Annotated in this window: 21 protein-coding genes; 13 read left to right on the forward strand and 8 right to left on the reverse strand. The window is 62.3% G+C overall.

Annotation, left to right across the window (positions count from 1 at the left end; all coding sequences use genetic code 11):
• Positions 1-264: 264 nt before the first annotated feature.
• The 3 genes from ACB030_RS02010 to ACB030_RS02020 all read left to right on the forward strand — a co-directional run bounded on the left by ACB030_RS02010 (position 265) and on the right by ACB030_RS02020 (position 3389).
• A complete protein-coding gene (locus ACB030_RS02010) occupies positions 265-1908 on the forward strand; it encodes a hypothetical protein (RefSeq protein WP_371157608.1) in 1644 nt (547 codons plus the stop codon).
• A 131-nt stretch (positions 1909-2039) separates the two neighbouring features.
• Positions 2040-2543: a M48 family metallopeptidase gene (locus ACB030_RS02015; protein ID WP_371157610.1), complete on the forward strand. Its 504-nt coding sequence runs from the start codon at positions 2040-2042 to the stop codon at positions 2541-2543.
• A gap of 81 nt (positions 2544-2624) precedes the next feature.
• The gene (locus tag ACB030_RS02020; protein ID WP_371157931.1) at positions 2625-3389 is read left to right on the forward strand and encodes a DUF2927 domain-containing protein; all 765 of its coding nucleotides are present in this window, start codon (positions 2625-2627) and stop codon (positions 3387-3389) included.
• A 129-nt stretch (positions 3390-3518) separates the two neighbouring features.
• Here ACB030_RS02020 and ACB030_RS02025 read toward each other — a convergent pair whose 3' ends face one another.
• Positions 3519-3773, reverse strand: a complete 255-nt coding sequence (locus tag ACB030_RS02025) for a DinI family protein (RefSeq protein ID WP_025326722.1) — start codon at positions 3771-3773, stop codon at positions 3519-3521.
• Positions 3774-4028: 255 nt separating this feature from the next.
• Here ACB030_RS02025 and ACB030_RS02030 point away from each other — a divergent pair, with 255 nt between their 5' ends.
• Complete coding sequence (locus ACB030_RS02030) at positions 4029-4298, forward strand: type B 50S ribosomal protein L31 (RefSeq protein ID WP_139744400.1); 270 nt, start codon at positions 4029-4031, stop codon at positions 4296-4298.
• Positions 4295-4420, forward strand: coding sequence for a type B 50S ribosomal protein L36 (gene ykgO / locus ACB030_RS02035; protein WP_025326720.1), 126 nt, complete (start codon positions 4295-4297; stop codon positions 4418-4420). Before ACB030_RS02030 ends, ykgO begins: the two co-directional genes overlap by 4 nt.
• Positions 4421-4509: 89 nt before the next feature.
• On the opposite strand, the gene araC is transcribed toward ykgO, so the two are convergent.
• The 4 genes from araC to ACB030_RS02055 form a co-directional block, all read right to left on the reverse strand.
• Positions 4510-5421: an arabinose operon transcriptional regulator AraC gene (araC, locus tag ACB030_RS02040; protein WP_163156424.1), complete on the reverse strand. Its 912-nt coding sequence runs from the start codon at positions 5419-5421 to the stop codon at positions 4510-4512.
• 132 nt (positions 5422-5553) lie between these two features.
• On the reverse strand, positions 5554-6555 hold the full coding sequence (araH, locus tag ACB030_RS02045) for an L-arabinose ABC transporter permease AraH (RefSeq protein ID WP_371157613.1): 1002 nt from the start codon (positions 6553-6555) through the stop codon (positions 5554-5556).
• A gap of 50 nt (positions 6556-6605) precedes the next feature.
• Positions 6606-8102: an L-arabinose ABC transporter ATP-binding protein AraG gene (gene araG / locus ACB030_RS02050; RefSeq protein WP_371157614.1), complete on the reverse strand. Its 1497-nt coding sequence runs from the start codon at positions 8100-8102 to the stop codon at positions 6606-6608.
• Positions 8103-8168: 66 nt separating this feature from the next.
• The gene (locus ACB030_RS02055; protein ID WP_371157615.1) at positions 8169-9152 is read right to left on the reverse strand and encodes an arabinose ABC transporter substrate-binding protein; all 984 of its coding nucleotides are present in this window, start codon (positions 9150-9152) and stop codon (positions 8169-8171) included.
• Positions 9153-9513: 361 nt separating this feature from the next.
• Here ACB030_RS02055 and ACB030_RS02060 point away from each other — a divergent pair, with 361 nt between their 5' ends.
• Genes ACB030_RS02060 through araA form a run of 3 tightly spaced genes read left to right on the forward strand, consistent with a single transcriptional unit; the run spans position 9514 to position 13400 of the window.
• Positions 9514-11190, forward strand: coding sequence for a ribulokinase (locus ACB030_RS02060; protein ID WP_371157617.1), 1677 nt, complete (start codon positions 9514-9516; stop codon positions 11188-11190).
• Complete coding sequence (locus ACB030_RS02065) at positions 11187-11885, forward strand: L-ribulose-5-phosphate 4-epimerase (protein WP_371157619.1); 699 nt, start codon at positions 11187-11189, stop codon at positions 11883-11885. The genes ACB030_RS02060 and ACB030_RS02065 overlap by 4 nt, the downstream gene beginning before the upstream one ends.
• Before the next feature lie 15 nt (positions 11886-11900).
• Positions 11901-13400: an L-arabinose isomerase gene (gene araA / locus ACB030_RS02070; protein WP_371157621.1), complete on the forward strand. Its 1500-nt coding sequence runs from the start codon at positions 11901-11903 to the stop codon at positions 13398-13400.
• Between the two features lie 109 nt (positions 13401-13509).
• Here araA and ACB030_RS02075 read toward each other — a convergent pair whose 3' ends face one another.
• Positions 13510-14400: a LysR family transcriptional regulator gene (locus ACB030_RS02075; protein WP_371157623.1), complete on the reverse strand. Its 891-nt coding sequence runs from the start codon at positions 14398-14400 to the stop codon at positions 13510-13512.
• A gap of 114 nt (positions 14401-14514) precedes the next feature.
• Here ACB030_RS02075 and ACB030_RS02080 point away from each other — a divergent pair, with 114 nt between their 5' ends.
• From ACB030_RS02080 to ACB030_RS02095, 4 genes are all read left to right on the forward strand, one after another.
• Positions 14515-15666: a methionine aminotransferase gene (locus ACB030_RS02080; RefSeq protein WP_371157625.1), complete on the forward strand. Its 1152-nt coding sequence runs from the start codon at positions 14515-14517 to the stop codon at positions 15664-15666.
• Between the two features lie 8 nt (positions 15667-15674).
• Entirely contained in the window at positions 15675-16490 is an 816-nt protein-coding gene (locus ACB030_RS02085; protein WP_371157627.1) for a carbon-nitrogen hydrolase family protein, read from the forward strand.
• Between the two features lie 53 nt (positions 16491-16543).
• Positions 16544-17314: an ABC transporter substrate-binding protein gene (locus ACB030_RS02090; RefSeq protein WP_371157629.1), complete on the forward strand. Its 771-nt coding sequence runs from the start codon at positions 16544-16546 to the stop codon at positions 17312-17314.
• Between the two features lie 250 nt (positions 17315-17564).
• Entirely contained in the window at positions 17565-18281 is a 717-nt protein-coding gene (locus ACB030_RS02095) for a metallophosphoesterase (protein ID WP_371157631.1), read from the forward strand.
• Between the two features lie 535 nt (positions 18282-18816).
• Here ACB030_RS02095 and ACB030_RS02100 read toward each other — a convergent pair.
• Both ACB030_RS02100 and ACB030_RS02105 read right to left on the reverse strand, forming a co-directional pair.
• Positions 18817-19458, reverse strand: a complete 642-nt coding sequence (locus ACB030_RS02100) for an ADP-ribosylglycohydrolase (protein ID WP_371157633.1) — start codon at positions 19456-19458, stop codon at positions 18817-18819.
• A gap of 6 nt (positions 19459-19464) precedes the next feature.
• Complete coding sequence (locus tag ACB030_RS02105) at positions 19465-19755, reverse strand: DUF4258 domain-containing protein (protein ID WP_371157635.1); 291 nt, start codon at positions 19753-19755, stop codon at positions 19465-19467.
• A gap of 100 nt (positions 19756-19855) precedes the next feature.
• On the opposite strand from ACB030_RS02105, the gene ACB030_RS02110 reads away from it, so the two are divergent.
• Positions 19856-20779, forward strand: a complete 924-nt coding sequence (locus ACB030_RS02110; RefSeq protein WP_371157637.1) for a WYL domain-containing protein — start codon at positions 19856-19858, stop codon at positions 20777-20779.
• The last annotated feature ends 25 nt before the right edge of the window (positions 20780-20804 follow it).

The following is a 20804-nucleotide window of genomic DNA, read 5'->3' on the forward strand; positions in this document are numbered from 1 at the left end:
CGGGTCCCGCTAATCATTTAGCCCACTGCGGGCACTGAAAACGCTACTTTTATACATTATTTCAAACACATCACCCCAGCCCATTGCATCGGACTGCCGGCCTCGGCAACACCAGGCACCGCCGTTCGTCTTGTGCAATGCAGGCACTGAAAACGTTACTTTTATACATTATTTCAAACACATCACCCCAGCCCATTGCATCGGACTGCCGGCCTCGGCAAGATAGGCCCGCTTTTACGTCTTTCCCGCAGGAACAGGTCATCCATGAATCACGCCATCCGTTTTACCCCTCAGCGCTACAACCCCGGGCTCAAGCCGCCGGTTGTCCTGCTCACCGCCCTGATGGCGCTGCTGTTTTGCTTGCGCAACCCGCTGTTCCACGGCATGGCCCCCGGCTTTGATGCCTCCCTGTTTGCTGTGATGGGCAAGATGTGGAGCGAGGGGGGTGTGCTCTATCGGGACATGATCGACATCAAGGGCCCCATGATCTTCGCCCTCGACGCCCTCGGCTACTCCCTGGGCGGCTTCTTCGGGATCTGGCTGCTGGAGTGGGTGCTCTGCTGGCTCGGCCTGCTCGCCAGCTGGCAGGCATTCTCCCAGCTGGGGCTCTCCCTGCGGGCCCGCCTCGGCAGCATGCTGGCGATCCTTGCGCTTTACAGCACCCGCTACTACTACGGCAACATGACCGAGGACTGGACCTTCCACCTGGCCCTCATCGCCCAGTGGGCCTTCATCACCCTGCTGCTGGACAAGCAGTTTCGCTGGGGCCCTGCCCTGGTGGCGGCCCTCACCTTCGCCATCGTGGCCTGGATGCGCACCAACAACGGCGCCTTCTGGGGAGCCTGGTATATGGTGCTGTTCTGCCACTGGTCTCTGCGTGAGCAGTGGCGCTGCGCCTTCGGCCTGCTCTGCTCCAGCCTGCTGGGGCTGGCCCTGGTCGGCGGCCCGCTGTTTGCCTACTTCCAGCACCACGGGTTGCTGGCCGAATTCAAATACTACGCCTTCGGCATCTTCTTCGAAGGGAGCTATGGCAACGGCTTTTCGCCGGAAGTGGGGGCCGTCGGCTTGCTGCGCACCGGCCTCGTCATGCTGCTGCCGGCCTTCATTGTGCTGATGCTGGGACGCCGCCAGGAGTGGTATCTGCCCGCCCTCTGCGCCACCCTGTTCGGCGTGCTCTTTACCCTGATCGCTAACTCCGTCTCCGGCCACGTGTTCGATCACTACGACGTGCTCTACCTGCAACTTTGCCTGCTGCCTCTGGCCTGCCTGCTGGATCGCAGCGAGCAGCAGTCCGATGCCCTGGGTCTGCTCTGCATCTCCCTGGTGGTGCTGACCGCGAGCTGGCTGCTGGCCCAGCAGCTCGGTTACGGCTGGAGCACCAAGGAGTGGTCGCTGCCGCGGGTGCGCGAAGTGCTCGGCAACAGCCTCTTGTGGGCCCTGCCGGTGCTCATCCTGGTGCCGCTCTGGCGCGCCTGGGATGTGCGCAGCGCCACCCCCTGGCTGGCGTCGCTCGCCATGCTGGCACTGCTGGTCAACAACGCCTGGGAGGGCAACCTCAAGGGCAAGCCGTTCAATCCGCCGGCCCAGGTGCGGGTCGACAGGATCAAGGCCGAGACAGGGCCGACCGACAAGATCTGGGTCGACGGCATACAGCCGCAATACTATCTGTGGACAGATCGCCAGCCCGCCTCCGCCTATCTGTTCTTCGCCAACGTCAATCCGCCCTATGACGTGCGCGAACGGGTGCTGGCCGACATCCGGCGGCAGGATCCCAAGTTCATCATCGCCAAGCCGGAGCGGGTGGCAGAGCAGTTGAAAACGCCGAGCTCTCCCTCCAGCCTCGCCTTCTATCAATATCTGACGGACCGCTATGAAGAGGTGGATCCGGGTCTCTATCGCCGGCGTTGAGAGCGGTTGACGAGAGTCGGGGCCGTCGCTGGCAACAGCGACGGCCCCTTTCATTGGCGTGCAGACCTGTGTTCAAGGGGGCCCATCATGATTACAATGGCGCTCTTTTTTAGTATGAAGGGGGAGACATCATGGCGGAGCTGACCTATCTGGGGGGCTATCCTGACCCGCTCAAGAGCCAGGTACAGCAGTTGATCGCGGCGGGAAAACTCGGCGAGATGCTGGCCAAACGCTACCCCGAGACCCACCTCGTCCAGAGTGACAAGGCGCTGCTTGCCTATACCATGGAGCTGAAAAACCGCTACCTGAAAAGCTCGGCGCCGCTCTCCAAGGTGATCTTCGACGGCAAGATCAACGTGATCAAGGATGCCCTCGGCCTGCACACCTATGTCAGCCGGGTACAGGGCAACAAGCTCAAGGCCAAGAACGAGATCCGCATCGCCGCCCTGTTCAAGGAGGCCCATCCCGCCTTCCTGAAGATGATAGTGGTGCACGAGCTGGCCCACTTGCGGGAGAAGGATCACAACAAGGCCTTCTATCAGCTCTGTCAGCACATGGAACCGGACTATCATCAACTGGAGTTCGATCTCAGGCTCTGGCTCACCTGGCGTGACATCGAACGCACCTCGGGCTGACCCTATCGATTGCAAGGAGGCAAGATGATCCCAGGGCACACTCGTTCAGGGCGCAGCCCTCGGCATGCCGCGCCAGGCCGGATGCTGGCCCTGTGGCTCGCCGCGCTGCTGCCCGGCTCCCTGCAGGCCACCGAACGCTGGCAGAGCAACGACTATCTGGTCCAGAGCTTCATGGAAGTCGCCATGAAGCGGGAATATGGGCATGAGAGCCAGGTACATTTCTCCCGCTGGCAAGGCCCCATCCGCCTCAAGCTCATCAACGAGTTTGGCGACAAGACGCTGCAGGCCGAGGTGGTCAAGGTACAGAGCCAGCATCTGGCCAGGATCACCGGCCACCCCATACAGCTCGTCAACGACAACCCCAATCTCACCCTCATCATGACAAGGCACCAGCAGATGGCCAGCTGGGCCAGCCGTACCATGCGTCAGGATGACTCTGTCAGCATTGCCCTCAAGGAGGGGATCTGTCTGGCCAATTTCGCCACCAATGCCAGCTACGAGATCACCCGAGCCACCATCATCATCCCGGTGGACTACAGCCGGGCCAAGGGCCGCTTCCTGGATTGCGTGGTGGAAGAGCTCACCCAGGTGATGGGGCTGCCCAACGACTCGAACAAGGTGTTTCCCTCCATCTTCAATGACAACAGCATCGACAGCTTCCCCACCGGCCTCGACTATGTGCTGCTCAAGCTCGCCTATCATCCGGCCCTCCAGGCAGGGATGACGGCCGACGAAGTGCGCACTGCCCTTCCCATTGCCCTCAAGGCGCTTCGCGCCAATGGCGACATCGCACAGGCCAACCAGCGGGTACAGAGCGGCAGCCTCAAGCGCTGGGCCGGGCTCTGAATCTCCTGACCTGGCTAAGCGCCCGATCGCCTGCCCACAAACACGAAACGCAGCCTTGAGCTGCGCTTCGTTCAAACCGGGTGAAAGCCTGCCCTGGCCAGGAGAGGCAAATCGACAACCGGCCCCTGATCAGGCCTCGGCGCCTTCCGCTTCCGGCATCCAGCTCTCGGCGTTCTCCCACACTTCCTGCACCATGGTCTCGGCCAGTTCCCTGTCCTCCTTGCTGGCGCGGCTGACCGTCAGGGCCATGGCACTGCCCGGGGCGACCCGCACATGCAGATCAGGGAATCGCTCGCCCAGTTGCTTGAGCAACTCCTGGCGCAGCGCCTCCATGGTCGCAGTGGGGATCTGATGTTTTCTGTCGATGATGATTTCCAGGCGCATAGGATAGCTCTCCATGATGGTTAACTGTATTTTTATACAGTAAAAACCAAAAGTAAAGGCTCAGCTTCTCGTTCCCCCTCCATCGCTCAACAATCCATCACTCTCCCTGTCATGACCTCATCCGCATTCCCTCCTGCTTCCCTTTTCTGAGCGAGTTCCATCCTGCCTGGCCACCTCGGGAGAAAAAATGGTTGATATTGGTTCTCATCCATCGCATCATCCGCATTTGTTATAACATAACAAAAAGAGACAATCATGCGCCCCAATATTCACCCTGAATACCGCAAGGTCCTGTTCCACGATCTGGCCAGCAACACCTGCTTCCTGATCGGATCCACCTTGCAGACCGATCGCACCAAGCAATGGGAAGATGGCAACACCTACCCCTATGTGACGCTGGATGTCTCCAGTGCCTCCCACCCCTTCTATACCGGCAAGCAGAAGCAGGTCGGCAAGGAAGGACAGGTCGCCCGCTTCGGTCAGCGATTCGGCCAATTCTTCAACAAAGGAAAAGAGAAGTCATGAAGGTACTCGCCTCCCTGAAATCAGCCAAGTCACGTCATCCGGACTGCCAGGTCGTTCGTCGGCGCGGCAAGCTGTTCGTGATCTGCAAGAGCAACCCCAGGTTCAAGGCTCGCCAAGGCTGATCTCGGCAACGACAAGGTCCGCCCCCCTGAATAACCAAAGCCCTCATCACGAGGGCTTTGTCATCTCTGGGAGCTTGCCGTGGCCGGCATCACAACGGGGTGGCGCACTTGCGGTATTCGGTGGGGCTGACTCCCACCCGCTTCCTGAACACCCGGGAGAAGTAGAGCTGATCGTCATAGCCCACCTGCTGGCCTATGGTAGCCACCGACATGGGGGTGGTCTGCAGCAACAGCTTGGCCCGCATGATCCGCTGATCCTCGCGCCAGCGCACTATGCTCACCCCCACCTGCTCGCGAAACAGGTGGGCGAGGCGCGAGGGGGACAGGAAGACCTGCTCCGCCAGCGCCTCCACCGAGATCTCGGCGCAGAGCGACTCGCTCAGGATCTGGCACGCCTGGTGAACTCTGTGATCGATGGTGGGATAGGCACTGAGGGAGGAGGCCTCGTAGCAGCGGATGAGCAGCCGCTCCAGCAGGTTCATGGCGAGCTGCTCCGACATGGGTCTGAGTTGCTGGTGGGTCTCTTCGATGTCGAGGAAGAGGGCGTCAAATTCGGCGAGCAACTGGCTGTCCGCCAGTTGCAGGCGTCCCACCCGCTCCGTCACCTGGGGCCACTTGAGCCAGTCGGCCCAATAGGCCCGCGGCCGGAAATAGACCCAGCGGTGATACCACTCCCGCGCATCCGGCGCCCGGCCGTAATAGTGCACCGCCGCCGGCGGAAACAGCAGCAGGTCCCCTGGCTCCACGGTAAAAGCCTGATCCCCCTGAAAGATCTGCCCCTTGCCCCTGATGGTCAGGTTGACGATGAACCCCTTCATGCCCTGAGGCCGGTCGATGATGAAGTCGAGGGCGCTCCCCTGCTCTATGGGGGTCATGCCCGAGACCAGGAACACATCGAAGGCGTAGCCCGGCAACAGGGGGTTGAGTTGTTTCGGCTTCTCTTTTTGCATCGAGGACATGGCGGAAAACAGCGCTTGGGTAAAAAAATCGGCTTGGGCCATTGTAGAGATCCGGCGTTGGAACAACCTATTTTCGCAAGCGGCCTGATGTGAATTTATTGAACTGGCTCACAGCTTGCGTGAAGGAGGCACCAGGCCAGCGAGGGCCGACCTGGTGCCTGAGGGCGCAGCAGCTCAGACGCGCGCCTTGCGCACCTGCTTGTAGCGGTCGAACAGCACGGCGGCGAGCAGGATGAGGCCGCGCACCACGTACTGGGCAAACGGGGAGATGTTGAGCAGGTTCATGGCGTTCTCCATCAGCCCCAGGATCAGCACACCGGCGATGATGTAGGAGATCTTGCCGATGCCCCCCTTCATGGAGACCCCACCCAGCACGCAGGCGGAGATGACCACCAGCTCGAAGCCGATGGAGGTCATGGGCTGGCCCGAGGTCATGCGCGACGCGAGTATGATGCCCGCGATGGAGGCGATGAGCCCGGTCATGGTGAAGATGATGATCTTGGTGCGCACCACGTTGACCCCGGCCAGACGCGCCGCCTCCTCGTTGCCCCCCATGGCCAGGGTGTTGCGGCCGAAGGTGGTCTTGTTGAGCAGCAGGCCGAACAGCACGAAGCAGACCGCCGTCAGCCAGATAGGCGTCGGGATCCCGAGCAGGGCGGAGTTGCCGAGCTCGAAGAAACCCTCCTCCACTATGCCGACCGCCTTGCCGTCGGAGATGATGTAGCCCACCCCGCGCGCCATCTGCATGGTGGCGAGGGTGGTGATGAGGGCGTTGATCTTGAATTTGGCCACCACTATGCCGTTGATGAGGCCAAACAGCACCCCCACCGACATGCCTGCCAGTATGCCGACCGTGATGCTCTCGGTGGCGTTGATGCCCACGGCGCAGGCGACGCCGGAGCAGGCCACCACTGAGCCCACCGACATGTCGAACTCACCGGAGGCGAGGCAGAACAGCATGCCGCAGGCCACCATGCCCGACATGGAGACGGCGAGCCCGAGCCCGCGCATGTTGATCAGGCTGGCGAAGTTGGGCACCAGCGCGCAGGCCAGCAGGAACAGGATGGCGAAGATCACCAGCATGCCGTATTGATCCCAGATGCGGGCCAGTTGCAGGCGGGTGCCGCTCGCCGTGGCTGCGCTGGCGGCCTGACCGACTGAGGTAGTTGTTGTCATGGTATTTCTCCTGAAAATTCCGGGTGTTATCGCGTTGCTGTCACGGGGGATTAACGGGACGGCATGGCCAGATTGAGCGCCTTGACCTCGTCGGCCTCATGGTGGGAGAGCTCCCCTGCTATCACCCCCTCCCGCATGACCATGATCCGATCCGCGATGCCCAGCACCTCAGGCAGCTCGCTTGAGACCACCACCACGGCGATGCCCACCTTGGCCAGATCGTAAATCACGTTGTAAATCTCGTTCTTTGCCCCGACGTCGATGCCGCGGGTCGGCTCGTCGAGCAAGATGACCTTCATGTCTTCGGAGAGCCAGCGGCCCAGAATGGCCTTCTGCTGGTTGCCGCCGGAGAGGTTCATGATGGCCTGATGGGGGGACGGGGTCTTGACCCGCATGTCGCGGATCCTGAGCTTCGCGTTCTCGTCCTCCCATTTCTGGTTGATCCAGAAGCCCCCCCACGCCTTGTGGCGGCGAGCGCTGATGTTGATGTTCTCCTGCACCGAATGGATGGGGATGATGCCGAGGGCCTTGCGGTCTTCGGTGCAGAGCATGATGCCGCTGCGAATGGCGTCGATGGGATTGCGAATGACCACCGGCTTGCCGAACACGGCAATCTCGCCGCTACGCGCCTTCTCGGCACCGAAGATAAGCTTCATCAGCTCGCTGCGACCGGCCCCCACCAGCCCGAAGATGCCGAGGATCTCTCCCCGTTTCACCTCAAACGAGACGGGTGCCTTCAGGCCGGGGCCCATCAGGTTCTCTACCCGCAGGCCCACCTCGCCAAGCGGTCTCGGGCTGTAGCCATAGATGTCGGTCAGATCCCGCCCCACCATGGTCTTGACCAGCAGATCCCGGTCCACCTCGGCCATGGAGGCAAAGGTGCGCACGAACTGGCCATCCTTGAACACTGTGATGGCATCGCACAGGGCGAAGATCTCGTCCATCCGGTGGGAGACGTAGAGAATGACCTTGCCCTCGTCCCGCAACTGGCGAATGACCCGAAACAGCTGATCTATCTCGCGAGACGACAGGCTGCTGGTCGGCTCGTCGAAGGCGATGACGCTGGCGTCCCGGGTCAGGGCCTTGGCGATCTCCACCATCTGCCATTGACCGAGGGACAGGTACTTGAGCGGCGTCTCCGGCGACACATCCATGCCGAGGCGCGCCAGCTGTTTCGCCGCATCCTGATAGAGCTTCTCCCGATCGATGACGCCGCGCCGGGTCGGCAGCTGGCCGAGGTAGATGTTCTCGGCCACCGTCATCTCGGGCACCAGGTGCAGCTCCTGATAGATGATGGCGATCCCGCACTCCAGGGCATCGACCGTGTCTTGAAAGACCTTCTCCTGGCCGGCCAGCTTCACCACTCCTGTGGTGGGGGCCTGAAAACCGCTCAGGATCTTGAGCAGGGTGGATTTGCCCGCGCCGTTCTCCCCCATCAGCGCATGCACCGAGCCCTGCTGGCAGGAGAAGGAGACGTTCTGCAGCGCCTTGACGCCGGGGAACTCCTTGCTGATGCCGCAAAACTCCAGATAAGGAACTTGATTCATGAGATGACTCCAGCCAGCCGGCACGGCGCAGGGCACCATGCCGGCATGGGTATCAGGGATTGGCGATCACAGACCTTTCTTCTGCAGCTCGACCTTGAAGTTGTCGCGGGTGATGAGCACCACGTCGGTCACTTCGGTGAACTTGGCCGGCTCTGCGCCATTGACGACCCAGTCATGGAGCATCTGGATGCTCTTGTAGCCGTGTACGTCCGGGCTTGGCAGCAATGAGCCGAGGAAGCCGGTGGCGCTGGACTTGGAGAGCTCGTTCACCGCATCCACCCCATTGATGCCGATGCCGATGACGTTCTCGGCCTTGAAGCCCTGCCCTTCGGTGGCGCGCACACCGCCGAGCACTGTGTTGTCATTCATGCCGACGATGAGCCAGTTTTTGACCTCGGGGTGCTGCACCAGCATGGAGTTGGCGGCGTCCAGTGCCCCCGGAATGTCGTTGGCCTTGGTGGGGGAGCGGTAGATCTGCGCCTCGGGGAAACCGGCGGCCTTGAGCGCGCTCAAGGAGCCTTCGACCCGGCGACGGGCGGTGTCGAGCTCATCGGCGGTGATGGCCAGCACCCCGGTCGCCTTCACATCCCACTGGCGTTTTTCCATCTCCTTGTAGAGCTCCTGACCCTGGCGCTCGCCTATCTTGGTGGCGGCCATCATCACCAGCGGCACCTGCTCCATGGGCAGGCCCTTGGCGTTGACAAACTGGTCATCCACAGTGATGACCTTCAGATCCATGCTGTTGGCCTTGGCCATGATGGCGGCCCCGAGCTTGGGGTCAGGGGTACAGATGACGAAGCCCTTGGCGCCGTTGGCCGCCAGGCTGTCGATGGCATTGAGGGTCTTCTCCCCATCGGGCACGGCTATCTTGATCACCTCGAAACCGAGATCCTTGCCCGCCTTGTCGGCGAAGTTCCATTCGGTCTGGAACCAGGGCTCCTCGGGCTGCTTGACCAGGTAGCCCAGCTTGAGCGCCTCGGCCGAGAAAGCAGAATTTGCCATACCAAGGGCAAACCCCATCGCGATCATGCCTTTAACGATTTTGTTCATGCGAGTGTCTCCAGATGTTCCATCAATCCATGTATCCATGAAACGCAGCCATTGGGTCCATTCCTCTGGCCGCCACATAAAAACATGTCCAAACATGACGTTATTGTTGTTGCTAGATGAGCGAACCAAGTTGTAATCGTTTTCACATGGAAAAATGGAGAGCAGGATCACGCCATGAGATTGCAGCCATTTTGTCTATATATTTAGCAAAATCGTTACATGCGAGATCCTCGACAAGGGTCACCCTCTTGCGCTTGTAGCGTTTAAATCCATATTTCCAGCAGCCAATGGCTAACCGTCCGTTCGGTGCATCTCCTATGGTTCCTCCCCAGTCACCCCTCATTGATGGTCAGGAGCACATATGTCTGAGCACATCGTCATCGGACTCGATTTCGGCAGCGACTCGGTCAGGGCACTCGCCGTGCGCTGCCAGGACGGCGCCGAGCTGGCGACCCATGTTGTCTATTACCCACGCTGGCAGGCCGGCCACTACTGCCAGCCGGTCCATAACCAGTTCCGCCACCACCCCCTCGACTACATCGAATCCATGGAGCAGGCGGTGGTGGCGGTGGTGAGTCAGCTCACCCCGAGTCAGCGCGCCGCCGTGCGCGGTATCGGGGTGGACAGCACCGGCTCCACCCCGGCCCCCATCGATGAGGAGGGGCGTGTGCTGGCCCTGCGCCCGGAATTTGCCGACAACCCCAACGCCATGTTCGTGCTGTGGAAGGATCACACCGCCATCGAGGAGGCGGAGGCCATCACGGCGCTGTGCCACGGCGGCCAGTTCCCCGACTACAGCCGCTACATAGGCGGGGTCTACTCCTCCGAGTGGTTCTGGGCCAAGATCCTGCACGTCTCCCGAGCCGATGCCGCCGTGCGCGCCGCCGCCTGCAACTGGGTCGAGTTGTGCGACTGGGTGCCCGCCATCCTGAGCGGCACCCAGGCCCCCGCGAACCTCAAGCGTGGACGCTGCGCCGCCGGCCACAAGTCCCTCTGGCACCCGAGCTGGGGCGGCCTGCCCCCCGCCGATTTTCTCAACGCGCTGGATCCGCTGTTGACCCAGGATCTCGACTTCCCCCTCTTTACCGACAGCTGGACCGCCGATCTGCCGGTCGGCACCCTGACCCCGGAGTGGGCCGAGCGGCTGCACCTCTCCTGCGAGGTGGTGATAGCGGGCGGCGCCTTCGACTGCCACATGGGGGCGGTCGGGGCCGGGGCCGGCAACAATGCGCTGGTCAAGGTGATAGGCACCTCCACCTGCGACATCCTGATTGCCGACGAAGCCACCATAGGCGAGCGGGCCATTGCCGGGATCTGCGGCCAGGTGGACGGCAGCGTGGTGCCGGGCATGGTGGGGCTGGAAGCGGGACAATCGGCCTTTGGCGACATCTATGCCTGGTATCAGCGCCAGCTCGGCTGGCCGCTGGAGAGCCTCGCCGCCCAATACCCGGAGCTTCGCACCGCCATCGAGGCCCACAAGCGGGAGTTGCTGCCAAGCCTCGCCGCCGCCTGGGAGCAGCAGCGCGATCTCGCCCACCTGCCGGTGGTACTCGACTGGTTCAACGGCCGCCGTACCCCTTACGCCAACCAGCGCCTGCAGGGCACCCTCACGGGCATCAACCTCGGCACCGATGCGCCCGATCTGTTCGGCGCCCTGGTGGCCTCTACCGCCTTCGGTGCCCGCAGCATCATGGAGTGCATGACCCACCAGCAGGTGCCGGTGGAGCAGGTGATTGCGCTGGGCGGCATCGCCCGCAAATCAACCACTGTGATGCAGACCTGTGCCGACGTGATGAATCGCCCCATCCAGGTGGTGGCCTCGGATCAGTGCTGCGCTCTGGGGGCGGCCATCTTTGCCGCCGTGGCGGCCGGGATCTACTCGGATGTGGCTGATGCCCAGCGGGACATGGCGAGCGCCGTGGAGCGCACCCACCAGCCTGACCCCGAGCGGGTCGCCGAGTATGAGCGGCTCTACCAGCGCTACCTCGCCTGGGGCGCCGCCGCCGAGCCCCTCTACAACCGGGAGGTACCGGCATGAGCCTCAAAGCGCTCAAGGAGCAGGTGCTCGCCGCCAACCTGGATCTGCCGCGCCATGGCCTGGTGACCTTCACCTGGGGCAACGTGAGCGGCATAGACCGGGAACAGGGTCTGGTGGTGATCAAGCCCAGCGGCGTCAGCTACGAGCGGATGCGGGTCGAGGACATGGTGGTGCTGGATCTGGCGGGCAAGCAGGTGGAGGGGGAGCTTCGCCCCTCCTCCGACACCGCCACCCACCTGGTGCTCTATCGCGCCTATCCCGAGCTTGGCGGCGTGGTGCACACCCACTCCACCCATGCCACCGCCTGGGCCCAGGCGGGGCGCGCCATCCCGATTTTCGGCACCACCCAGGCCGACTACTTCAATGGCGAGATCCCCTGCTCTCGCCTGCTCACCCCGGGGGAGGTCGAGGAGGATTACGAGGGGCTGACCGGCCACCTCATCGTCGAGACCCTCAAGCAGACCCCCATCCTCACCATGCCGGGGGTGCTGGTGGCCAACCACGGCCCCTTCAGCTGGGGCAAGAACGCCGATGACGCTGTGCACAACGCCGTGGTGCTGGAGGAGGTGGCCCGCATGGCCTGGCTCACCGGCCAGATCAACCCCGCGGCCCGCCCCCTGCCCGATTACCTGCTGGAGAAGCACTACCAGCGCAAACATGGCAAACACGCCTATTACGGCCAGACAAAAGCTTAAAAAGAGGACACCAAGATGGAATTGATGAAACAGCTGGAAGTGTGGTTCCTGGTCGGCAGCCAGCACCTGTATGGCGCCACCACCCTGAAGCAGGTGGCCGATCACGCCCACACTATCACCAGCCAGCTCAACGAGGGGGCGAATTTGCCCCTCAAGATAGTGCTCAAGCCCACAGGCACCACACTCGATGAGATAAGCGCGGTGGCTCGGGATGCCAACCACAGCGAGCAGTGCGTGGGGCTCATGGTGTGGATGCACACCTTCTCCCCCGCCAAGATGTGGATCCCGGCCCTGAGTCAGCTGCAAAAACCCCTGCTGCAGTTCCACACCCAGTTCAACCGGGATCTCCCCTGGCGCGAGATCGACATGGACTTCATGAACCTGAACCAGACCGCCCACGGCGGCCGCGAGTTCGGCTTCATGGGTGCCCGCCTGCGGCTGCCCCGCACCGTGGTGGTCGGCCACTGGCAGGATGAGGAAGCCAGGCAGAAGATTGGCAACTGGATGCGAGTCGCCGCCGCCATCCACGACAGCCGCCACCTCAAGATCGCCCGCTTTGGCGACAACATGCGCAACGTGGCGGTCACCGAAGGCGACAAGATTGAGGCCCAGATCCAGTTCGGCTATCAGGTCAACTACCACCCGGTCGGCGATCTGGTCAAAGTGATCGATGCCGTGCCCGACAGCGACATCGAGGCGCTGCTGGCCGAGTACGAGCAGACCTTCACCCTGACCGAGGCGGTACAGGCGGGCGGGCCGCTGCGAGCCTCCCTCTATGAGGCGGCGCGCCAAGAGCTGGGGATGAAGAAATTCCTCACCGACGGCGGTTTCGGCGCCTTCACCACCACCTTCGAGGATCTCCACGGCCTGCACCAGCTGCCGGGGCTCGCCTGCCAGCGCCTGATGCAGCAAGGCTTCGGCTTCGGGGCAGAAGGGGACTGGAAGACAGCGGCTCTACTGCGCACCATCAAGGTGATGGGACATGGCTTGGCGGGGGGCGCCTCCTTCATGGAGGACTACACCTACCATCTGGAGGCGGGCAACAACCTGGTGCTGGGGGCCCATATGCTGGAGGTCTGCCCCTCCATCGCCGCCGATAAACCCGTGCTGGATGCCCAGCACTTAGGGATAGGCAAGAAGGCCGATCCGGCCCGCCTGCTGTTCGCGGCCCCGGCCGGCAAGGCGGTCAATGCCAGCCTCATCGACTTGGGCAACCGCTTCCGCCTGGTGGTCAATCAGCTGGAGGTGGTGGACTTGCCAGAGGCCATGCCCAAACTCCCGGTGGCCAGCGCCCTGTGGAAACCCATGCCCGACCTTCAAACCAGTGCCGAGGCCTGGATCCTGGCCGGGGCCGCCCACCATTCTGTGTTCACCCAGTCGGTGGACATTGAGCAGCTGCGCACCTTCGCCGACATCCTGGGCATCGAGTTCGTGGTGATTGACGAGCACACCCGGATCCCCGCGCTCAAGGAGCAGCTTCGCTGGAACGAGGTCTACTACAAGATCTGCCACTGACTTCTTAATCGGCCAGCGACCACCACCATGACAACAGCCCCGCCAGCGGGGCTGTTGTTTTTTGATGGACAGAGAGATCTCACCCCGCCAGGGGAGGCGCTGACGGCGATCAGGGGTGGTCGCGACTCTCCAGCAACCAGTGATAGGTGCGGGCCACCCCCTGCCGCCGGCTGTCGGGCCGGGCGAGCAGGGCGTACTCGTGATCCGTCTCCAGCACGGGGGCGAAGGGGGCCACCAGGGCGCCGCTCTCCAGCTCCTCGGCCACGATGGTGGGATCCCCGAGGGAGAGACCGAATCCCTGCAAGGCGGCATTCATCGCCAAGTCCAGGGTATCGAACAGCTGTCCCCCCTGGGGCTGCCAGGGGGTGGCGAGGAAGGCGGCAAACCAGTTGCGCCAGTCCCGTCGATCGGCGCTGGCATGGATGAGGGGCAGCAGGGGCAGCTCGTTCAGGTCGCGCTCGAACAGACGGTGCTTGGCGGCAAAGGCCGGGGCACAGACCGGGGTCAGCCGCTCCTGGAACAGCGACCGGCTGTGGGGGTACCTGGCCTGACAGGATTGATAGACGATGGCGAGATCGAAGGGCTCCCGGGAGAAGTCGATGCCATGGCTGTGACTGCCGCGCACCTCCACCGCCTCCCCCTCGAACGCCTGCAACCGTCGCAGCAGCCAGCGGCTGGCGCAGGAGGGCACCTTGATGCTGATGGCCTGCTCGTGGGGCAGGGCCTGCAAGGCACTGAGCCCCTCCCCCATGCGGGCCAGCCCTTCGCGAACGAAGGGCAGCAACCGCTCGGCGGCCGGGGTCAAGGTGAGGCAACGGGTGCCGCGCACGAACAGCAGGTGGCCGAGGCGCGCCTCCAGCTGAGCGATCTGTTTGCTCACCGCCCCCTGGCTCACGCACAGCTCGTCGGCGGCCAGGGTGAAACTCAGGTGGCGGGCAGAACACTCGAAAACCTGCAAGCCATACAGGGGCAACTGGCTGCGGGGTTGGGTGGACAACATACAAGCCTCCATGCTTGAGAAAAACTCATGCATAACATGCCGAATAATCCGTTGTCCGGCAACCCTTGCGGGGGCTAAAAAGGGACCTCTTTCACACACATCGGTGATGGCGCCATGTCTTCCCCCCGCATTGTCAGCAAACTGCCCCAGGTGGGCACCACCATCTTCACCGTGATCGGGGATCTGGCCGCCCGCCATCCCAGCATCAACCTCTCCCAGGGGGCGCCGAGCTTCCCTTGCGATCCCGAGCTCATCCGGGTGACCCACGAGGCCATGCTGGCCGGGGAGAACCAGTATGCCCCCATGACGGGGCTGCCCGCCCTGCGCGAGCAGCTGGCGGCCAAGATAGCAACCAGCTACGGCCACCACTATGACGCGGGCGAGGAGATAACCATCACCGCCAGCGCCAGCGAGGCCCTGTTCTGCGCCATCACCGCCCTGGTTCACCCGGGGGACGAGGTGATCATGTTCGAGCCGGCGTTTGACAGCTACCGCCCCATGATCCAGCTGCAGGGGGCCACCCCTGTGGTGATCGCCCTCAAGGCGCCGGACTTTGCCATCCCCTGGGATGAAGTGGCGGCCCGCATCACCCCGCGCACCCGCATGATAGTGCTCAACACCCCCCACAACCCCACCGGCACCGTCTGGCAGGCGGGGGATCAGGAGCAGCTCGCCCGCCTGGTACGCGGCACCGACATCCTGATCCTCTCGGACGAGGTGTATGAGCACGTGGTGTTCGACGGCGCCCTGCACCAGAGCGTGATCCGCTATCCGGAGCTGGTGGAGCGCTCCGTCGCGGTCTTCTCCTTCGGCAAGACCTTCCACGTCACCGGCTGGCGGGTGGGTTACTGCGTGGCCCCCCGCCCCCTGATGGAGGAGATCCGCAAGGTGCACCAGTTCGCCATGTTCGCCGCCGACACCCCCATGCAGTACGGCTTCGCCCACCTGTTGCAGCAACCGGCCCACTACCAGGGGCTGGCAGCCTTCTACCAGCGCAAGCGCGACCTGCTGACCTCGGCCCTGGCGGACTCCCGCCTGACTCTGCTCCCCTCGGCGGGCAGCTTCTTCATGCTGGCGAGCTACGAGCAGGTAAGCGACGAGCCGGACAGCCTCTTCGTGCAGCGGCTCATCCGCGATCACGGGGTCGCCACCATTCCGGTCTCCGCCTTCTATCACGACGGCACGGATCAGCGGGTCATCCGCCTCTCCTTCTCCAAGGATGACGACACCCTGCTGGCGGGCGCCGAGCGCCTGTGCGGCGTCTAGGAGGCACCATGGATTCACTGCGCGTTGCCGTCCTGCAGATGGTGTCCGGGGATGAGCTCGACCACAACCTGGCCCAGGCCGAGGCGCTGCTGCGTCAGGCGGCCGCCGAGGGGGCCGAGCTGGCCCTGCTGCCCGAATACTTCTACCTGATGCCGGTTGACGAGCGGGCGCGGGTGGCCCTAGCCGCCCCCGTGAGCGATCACCCTCTGCTGGCCTGGGCCCAGGGGCTGGCCCGGGAGCTCGGAGTCTGGCTGCTGGCAGGCACATTGCCGCTCGCAAGCGATGAGCCCGGCAAGATGCACAACAGCAGCCTGCTCATCGACCCGCAAGGGCAGCTCGCGAGCCGCTATGACAAGCTGCACCTGTTTGGCTTTTGCACCGGGCAGGAGCAGTATGACGAGGCCGCGACCATGAGCCCGGGCCGGGAGGTGGTGAGCCATCCCCTGCCCTGGGGCGTGCTGCGTTTGGGGATCTGCTACGACCTGCGCTTCCCGGAGCTGTTTCGCCTGGGGCCCGCCCCCGACTTCATCGCCCTGCCCGCCGCCTTCACCCACACCACGGGGCTCGCGCACTGGGAGCTGCTGCTGCGGGCCAGGGCGGTGGAGAACCTGGCCTTCGTGCTGGCCGCGGCCCAGGGGGGAGAGCACCCCGGCGGGCGCCGCACCTTCGGCCACAGCATGATCATCGATCCCTGGGGCCGGGTGCTGGCCCAGGTAGAGGAGGGTCAGGGACTGGCCATCGCCACCCTGGATCTGGCGGCCCAGCGCAGGGTACGCAGCCAGCTGCCGGCCCTCACCCATCGCAAGATAGCCGTCGGCCCTTGAGGCCGGCACCCTTTAGCACGCTAGGAATGACATCACACTTCAAGGGACTGACCATGAAACTCAACATACTGATGATGCTGGTGGCCCTGGCCACCACCGGCCAGGCGGCCGCCAAACCCCTGGTGATCGCCACCGACGCTACCTACCCCCCCTTCGAGATGGTCGACAGCAGCGGCAAGCTCGGCGGCTTCGAAGTAGATCTGGCCTATGCCCTGTGCGCGGCCATGAAGACAGAGTGCGAGGTGATCAACCAGCCCTGGGATGCCCTGCTCCCCGGTCTGCAGGTGCGCAAGTACGACGCCATCATGTCCTCCATGAACATCACGGACGAGCGGCGCCAGAAGGTCGCCTTCAGCCAGGTCTACTACATGATGCAGAACCGCTTCGTGGGGCGCAGCGACAAGGCGGCCGACTTTGCCGACACCCCTGAGCACTTCAAGGGCAAGGTGATAGCGGTGCAGGAAGGCACCCCCCAGGACAACTTCATCACCGCCCGCTACGGTGAGGTGGCCAAGATCAAGCGCTACGTCAACGCCCAGTCCCCCATGCTGGATCTGCAGTCCAGCCGCGCCGACTACACCTTCGGCAACATGGTGCAGTTGAAGGTGGGCTTCCTCGACAAGGAGATGGGCAAGCAGTTCGCCTTCGTCGGCCCCCAGTACAACGGCACCCAGGACAAGATCCTGGGAGAAGGGGTGGCGGTGGCCCTGCGCAAAAACGATGACAAGCTCAAGAGCCAGTTCGATGCCGCCATCGAGCGCGTCAAGGCCGACGGCACCTTCGACACCCTGCTCAAGAAGTACCAGCTCGAAGATCTGCTCTGATCCCGACGCCGGGCATCCGTCAGTACCTTGCATGCCAGTCGACACCGACTGGCATTCTTTTATCCGGGATCTGCTGGCAGCGCGGCAAGCCTTGCAAAGCCGCTTGTCGCCTCGACGGGGAAGAGCCCGCCCCCACCTGCCTCTACTATGACGAGGCAGAGCATGCCATGCTGCACTTATCCACGAGCCCCTGATCCCCCATCGGTCATCCGGCGGCGCGAGCCGGTCACACCAGACAAGGAGGCTAGCCATGAATCCGTCCCCGCTGATCAGACGCTTCTCCCGCAATCCTCTGGGGCGGGATCTCGCCGTCGGCGATATCCACGGCTACTTTTCGCTGCTGCAAGGGGCGCTGGACCAGGCGGGATTCGACCCCGCTCGGGATCGCCTCTTCTCCGTAGGGGATCTGACGGATCGCGGCCCCGACTGCACAGCCGTGCTCGAGTGGCTGGCCAGGCCCTGGTTTCACCCTGTCTGCGGCAATCACGACGACTACGTCTGCCGCTACGAGAGCTGCGATAGGGAGAACTGGATCCAGAACGGCGGCGGCTGGTTTGAACGGCTCTCCCCCCATCAGCAGGCAGAGTACGCCGCCCGCTACCGCACCCTGCCCCTTGCCATCGAGGTGGCCACCCCGGCCGGTCCGGTCGGGCTGCTCCACGCCGATTGCCCCTTCCCCTCCTGGCAGGGGCTGCTGGACCAACTGGATGCGGGGGTGAGCGGCGGCAGGCTGCGCGCCATCAAGAACGTCTGTCTCTGGTCAAGGCGCCGCATCGAGCGGCTGGACGAGAGTGGTGTCGAGGATCTCGTCGCCCTGGTGGTGGGCCACACCCCGGTAGGCCGCCCGGCCCACCTTGGCAATGTCTACTACATAGACACCGGCGGCTGGTATCCCGACGAAGGCGGCTACTTCACCCTGCTCGACCTCAACACCCTGATGCCGCTGCCCCCGAGTACGGCCCGATAAGCCCCATCCAGCCGCAATCATGCACCTCCCTTGAGCCGACGCCATGAGCGTTCAATAAACCGGCAGCCAGGGCGCCCGGGCTTCGCTCCGCCTGCGCTATGGTTTACCATGCTGGCAACTGCGGTGCATGGCACCGCCCACCCAGGCGCCATGGCGCCGCCATCGGACACCTCACCTCGAGCAACATGAGCAAAACAGCACAGCCCGGCAGCGAGCCCACCTTCTACTTCCACGTTTTGCAATATGTGTTTTTTAATGAACTGATTTATAAAGGTTTATGGTTCTGACGCTGATGAACGTGGTACACAATTGGGACATGATGAAATTTGAGGACCATTTCTACAGATAGTAACGGTGTTCGTTTGAGTAACTTAACCGTCAGGACTTCATCCGCTTTGGCCGCAAAAAAACAAGTAAGGCCAGTTCAGCTGTTTCATATGTGAAACACGACATGCAGAAGTTCGTGACCATAAACTGCATAAGTTTAATTTTCAGTTATATTTCAATGCATTGAGATGACATTCAAACAGCCCTTTCAGCACCCAGCTGACTTGTTCATGTAGAAAGCCCCGGCCAGCAAACCATAGACCCCCCTTACTCGCTCATCCCGACCCAACAACACACCGAGCAATACTTCGCCGCTTTCCAAGGAGTCACCATGCCAGAAACACCAAAGGGCCGCTTCCACTACATCCAGCCAGCTAGCATGACCCAACTGATTACGTGACTTGCGCCGCCAACTGCCGCGCACTACGGCACCGGTATTCGGGGATATGGCCGCCAGTGCCCGCTGCTCCATAGCGCTAGGTGTGAGCCCATCCAGCTTGACCTGACGACTACCACCCCCTCCCCTCAGCAATTTGTCGAGCAGCAGCGCCAGCAGGCGAAACGCATCCTGATCTTCAAAACTTGCCTCTCTCCCCAGCAAGTCGGCCGCACCGGCCATCAGTTGCTCACGCCCGTGGTAAATGGGTAGTAACGTGCGATCCAGCCGATGTTGCTCGATACGGATCGCCAATGCGGTCACAACCGCCAGCGGTGATGCCCCACGAACTTGGTGAGACATCCCATTGCCAAGTAAAGAGTTCAGCTCCGTGACTCGCTCAGCTGACAGAAGGCAAGCAATTCCCTTGATCAGGGGGCTATCCCCCTGACCCGGTACCAGATGTTGGTTCATAGTGCCTCAGTGACGATCGCGTTTGAAATGGGTGGTTTTGTGGCCAACGGTGACAATCTCGCCGCCCTGCAGCACCAGATAGTGACGACGCAGACGCTGGCAAAATTCCGCAGGCAAACCCCACTCGGCTTGCAATATTGCCAATCTTTTTCGATCGAGATAAACCAGTTCTCGCCCTTTGTGATAAGCAGAGCATCCGATCTGCAGGAGCATTTCTACCAGCTCGGGTGCGATGCCACGTTGCTGCATCCGGCATGACGCATGATGGCTATAGGTCGTATCCAGTTTGCCGTTCATGACATTCTCCTTGGGTGCCGCTTTAGATGGACTCATTATATGTAGCCTGTATACTCATGCCGATACTGGTTACATAAACATGTCGCATTTTGGAGCACGTATGGCACCCAAAGAGCTTACCTGGGATCAAACCCTGCGCTTTCGTCTGCTGGAAATCGTATTGCAGTGGGAAGGGCGGCTGACGACCAATCATTTGATGACCGCCTTCAATATCGGCCGCCAACAGGCATCACGGGATATAAACCACTACCTGACCCACTACGCCCCGGAGGGGCTGGTCTATGACAAAAGCCTGAAGGGATACAAACCCACCGGGCACTTTGTGCCGCGCTTTAGTGAGGGAAAAGTAGACGAGTACCTGATGCTGCTGCACCGTGAAAAGCAGCACCAGCGCCAACATGAAGCGGGCCTGTTAACGCTGCCGCTGATGGATCTGCGCTACGGCCATATCGAGATCCTGGATGTGCCCAATCGCCATATCGACCCCAAGATTGTGCGGGGCCTGGTGCAAGCCGCTCGTGGCCAATTGCGGATCGATGTCGATTACGTATCCCTCAGCTCAGAGGAACAAAGCGGCCGCAATATCGTACCTCACACCTTGGTCTATGACGGGATCCGCTGGCACGTACGTGCCTACTGCGAAAAGAAAGGGGAATATCTGGACTTTGTGATGAGTCGTTTTCGGGACGAACCGGATCTGCTGGATGCCTCCCCTCACGGCCGGGATCAGGATCTGGAGTGGAACACTCAGGTGACAGCCATAGTCGTTCCCAATCCGGGACTCAGCAAGGGTCAGCAGGCCATCATTGCCAGCGACTATGCCATGACAGGGAACGGGCTATTGATCCGCCAACGGATCCCTTTGGTGCATTACGCATTGGAGCGGATGCAGGTGAGCTATAACGGCGAACACCAACAACATCCCCTGCTCTACCCGCTGGTGCTGGCCAACCGGGAGGAGCTCATCCAGCAAGGTTGTACCTTCAAGCTCAAGAGTGCGGATTTGCAAGTGCTGCAGCGCTAGTGGCGCTCCCTGCACTCATCACATC

It is taken from the genome of Aeromonas sp. S16(2024) (genome assembly GCF_041403065.1).
GTDB lineage: Bacteria > Pseudomonadota > Gammaproteobacteria > Enterobacterales > Aeromonadaceae > Aeromonas.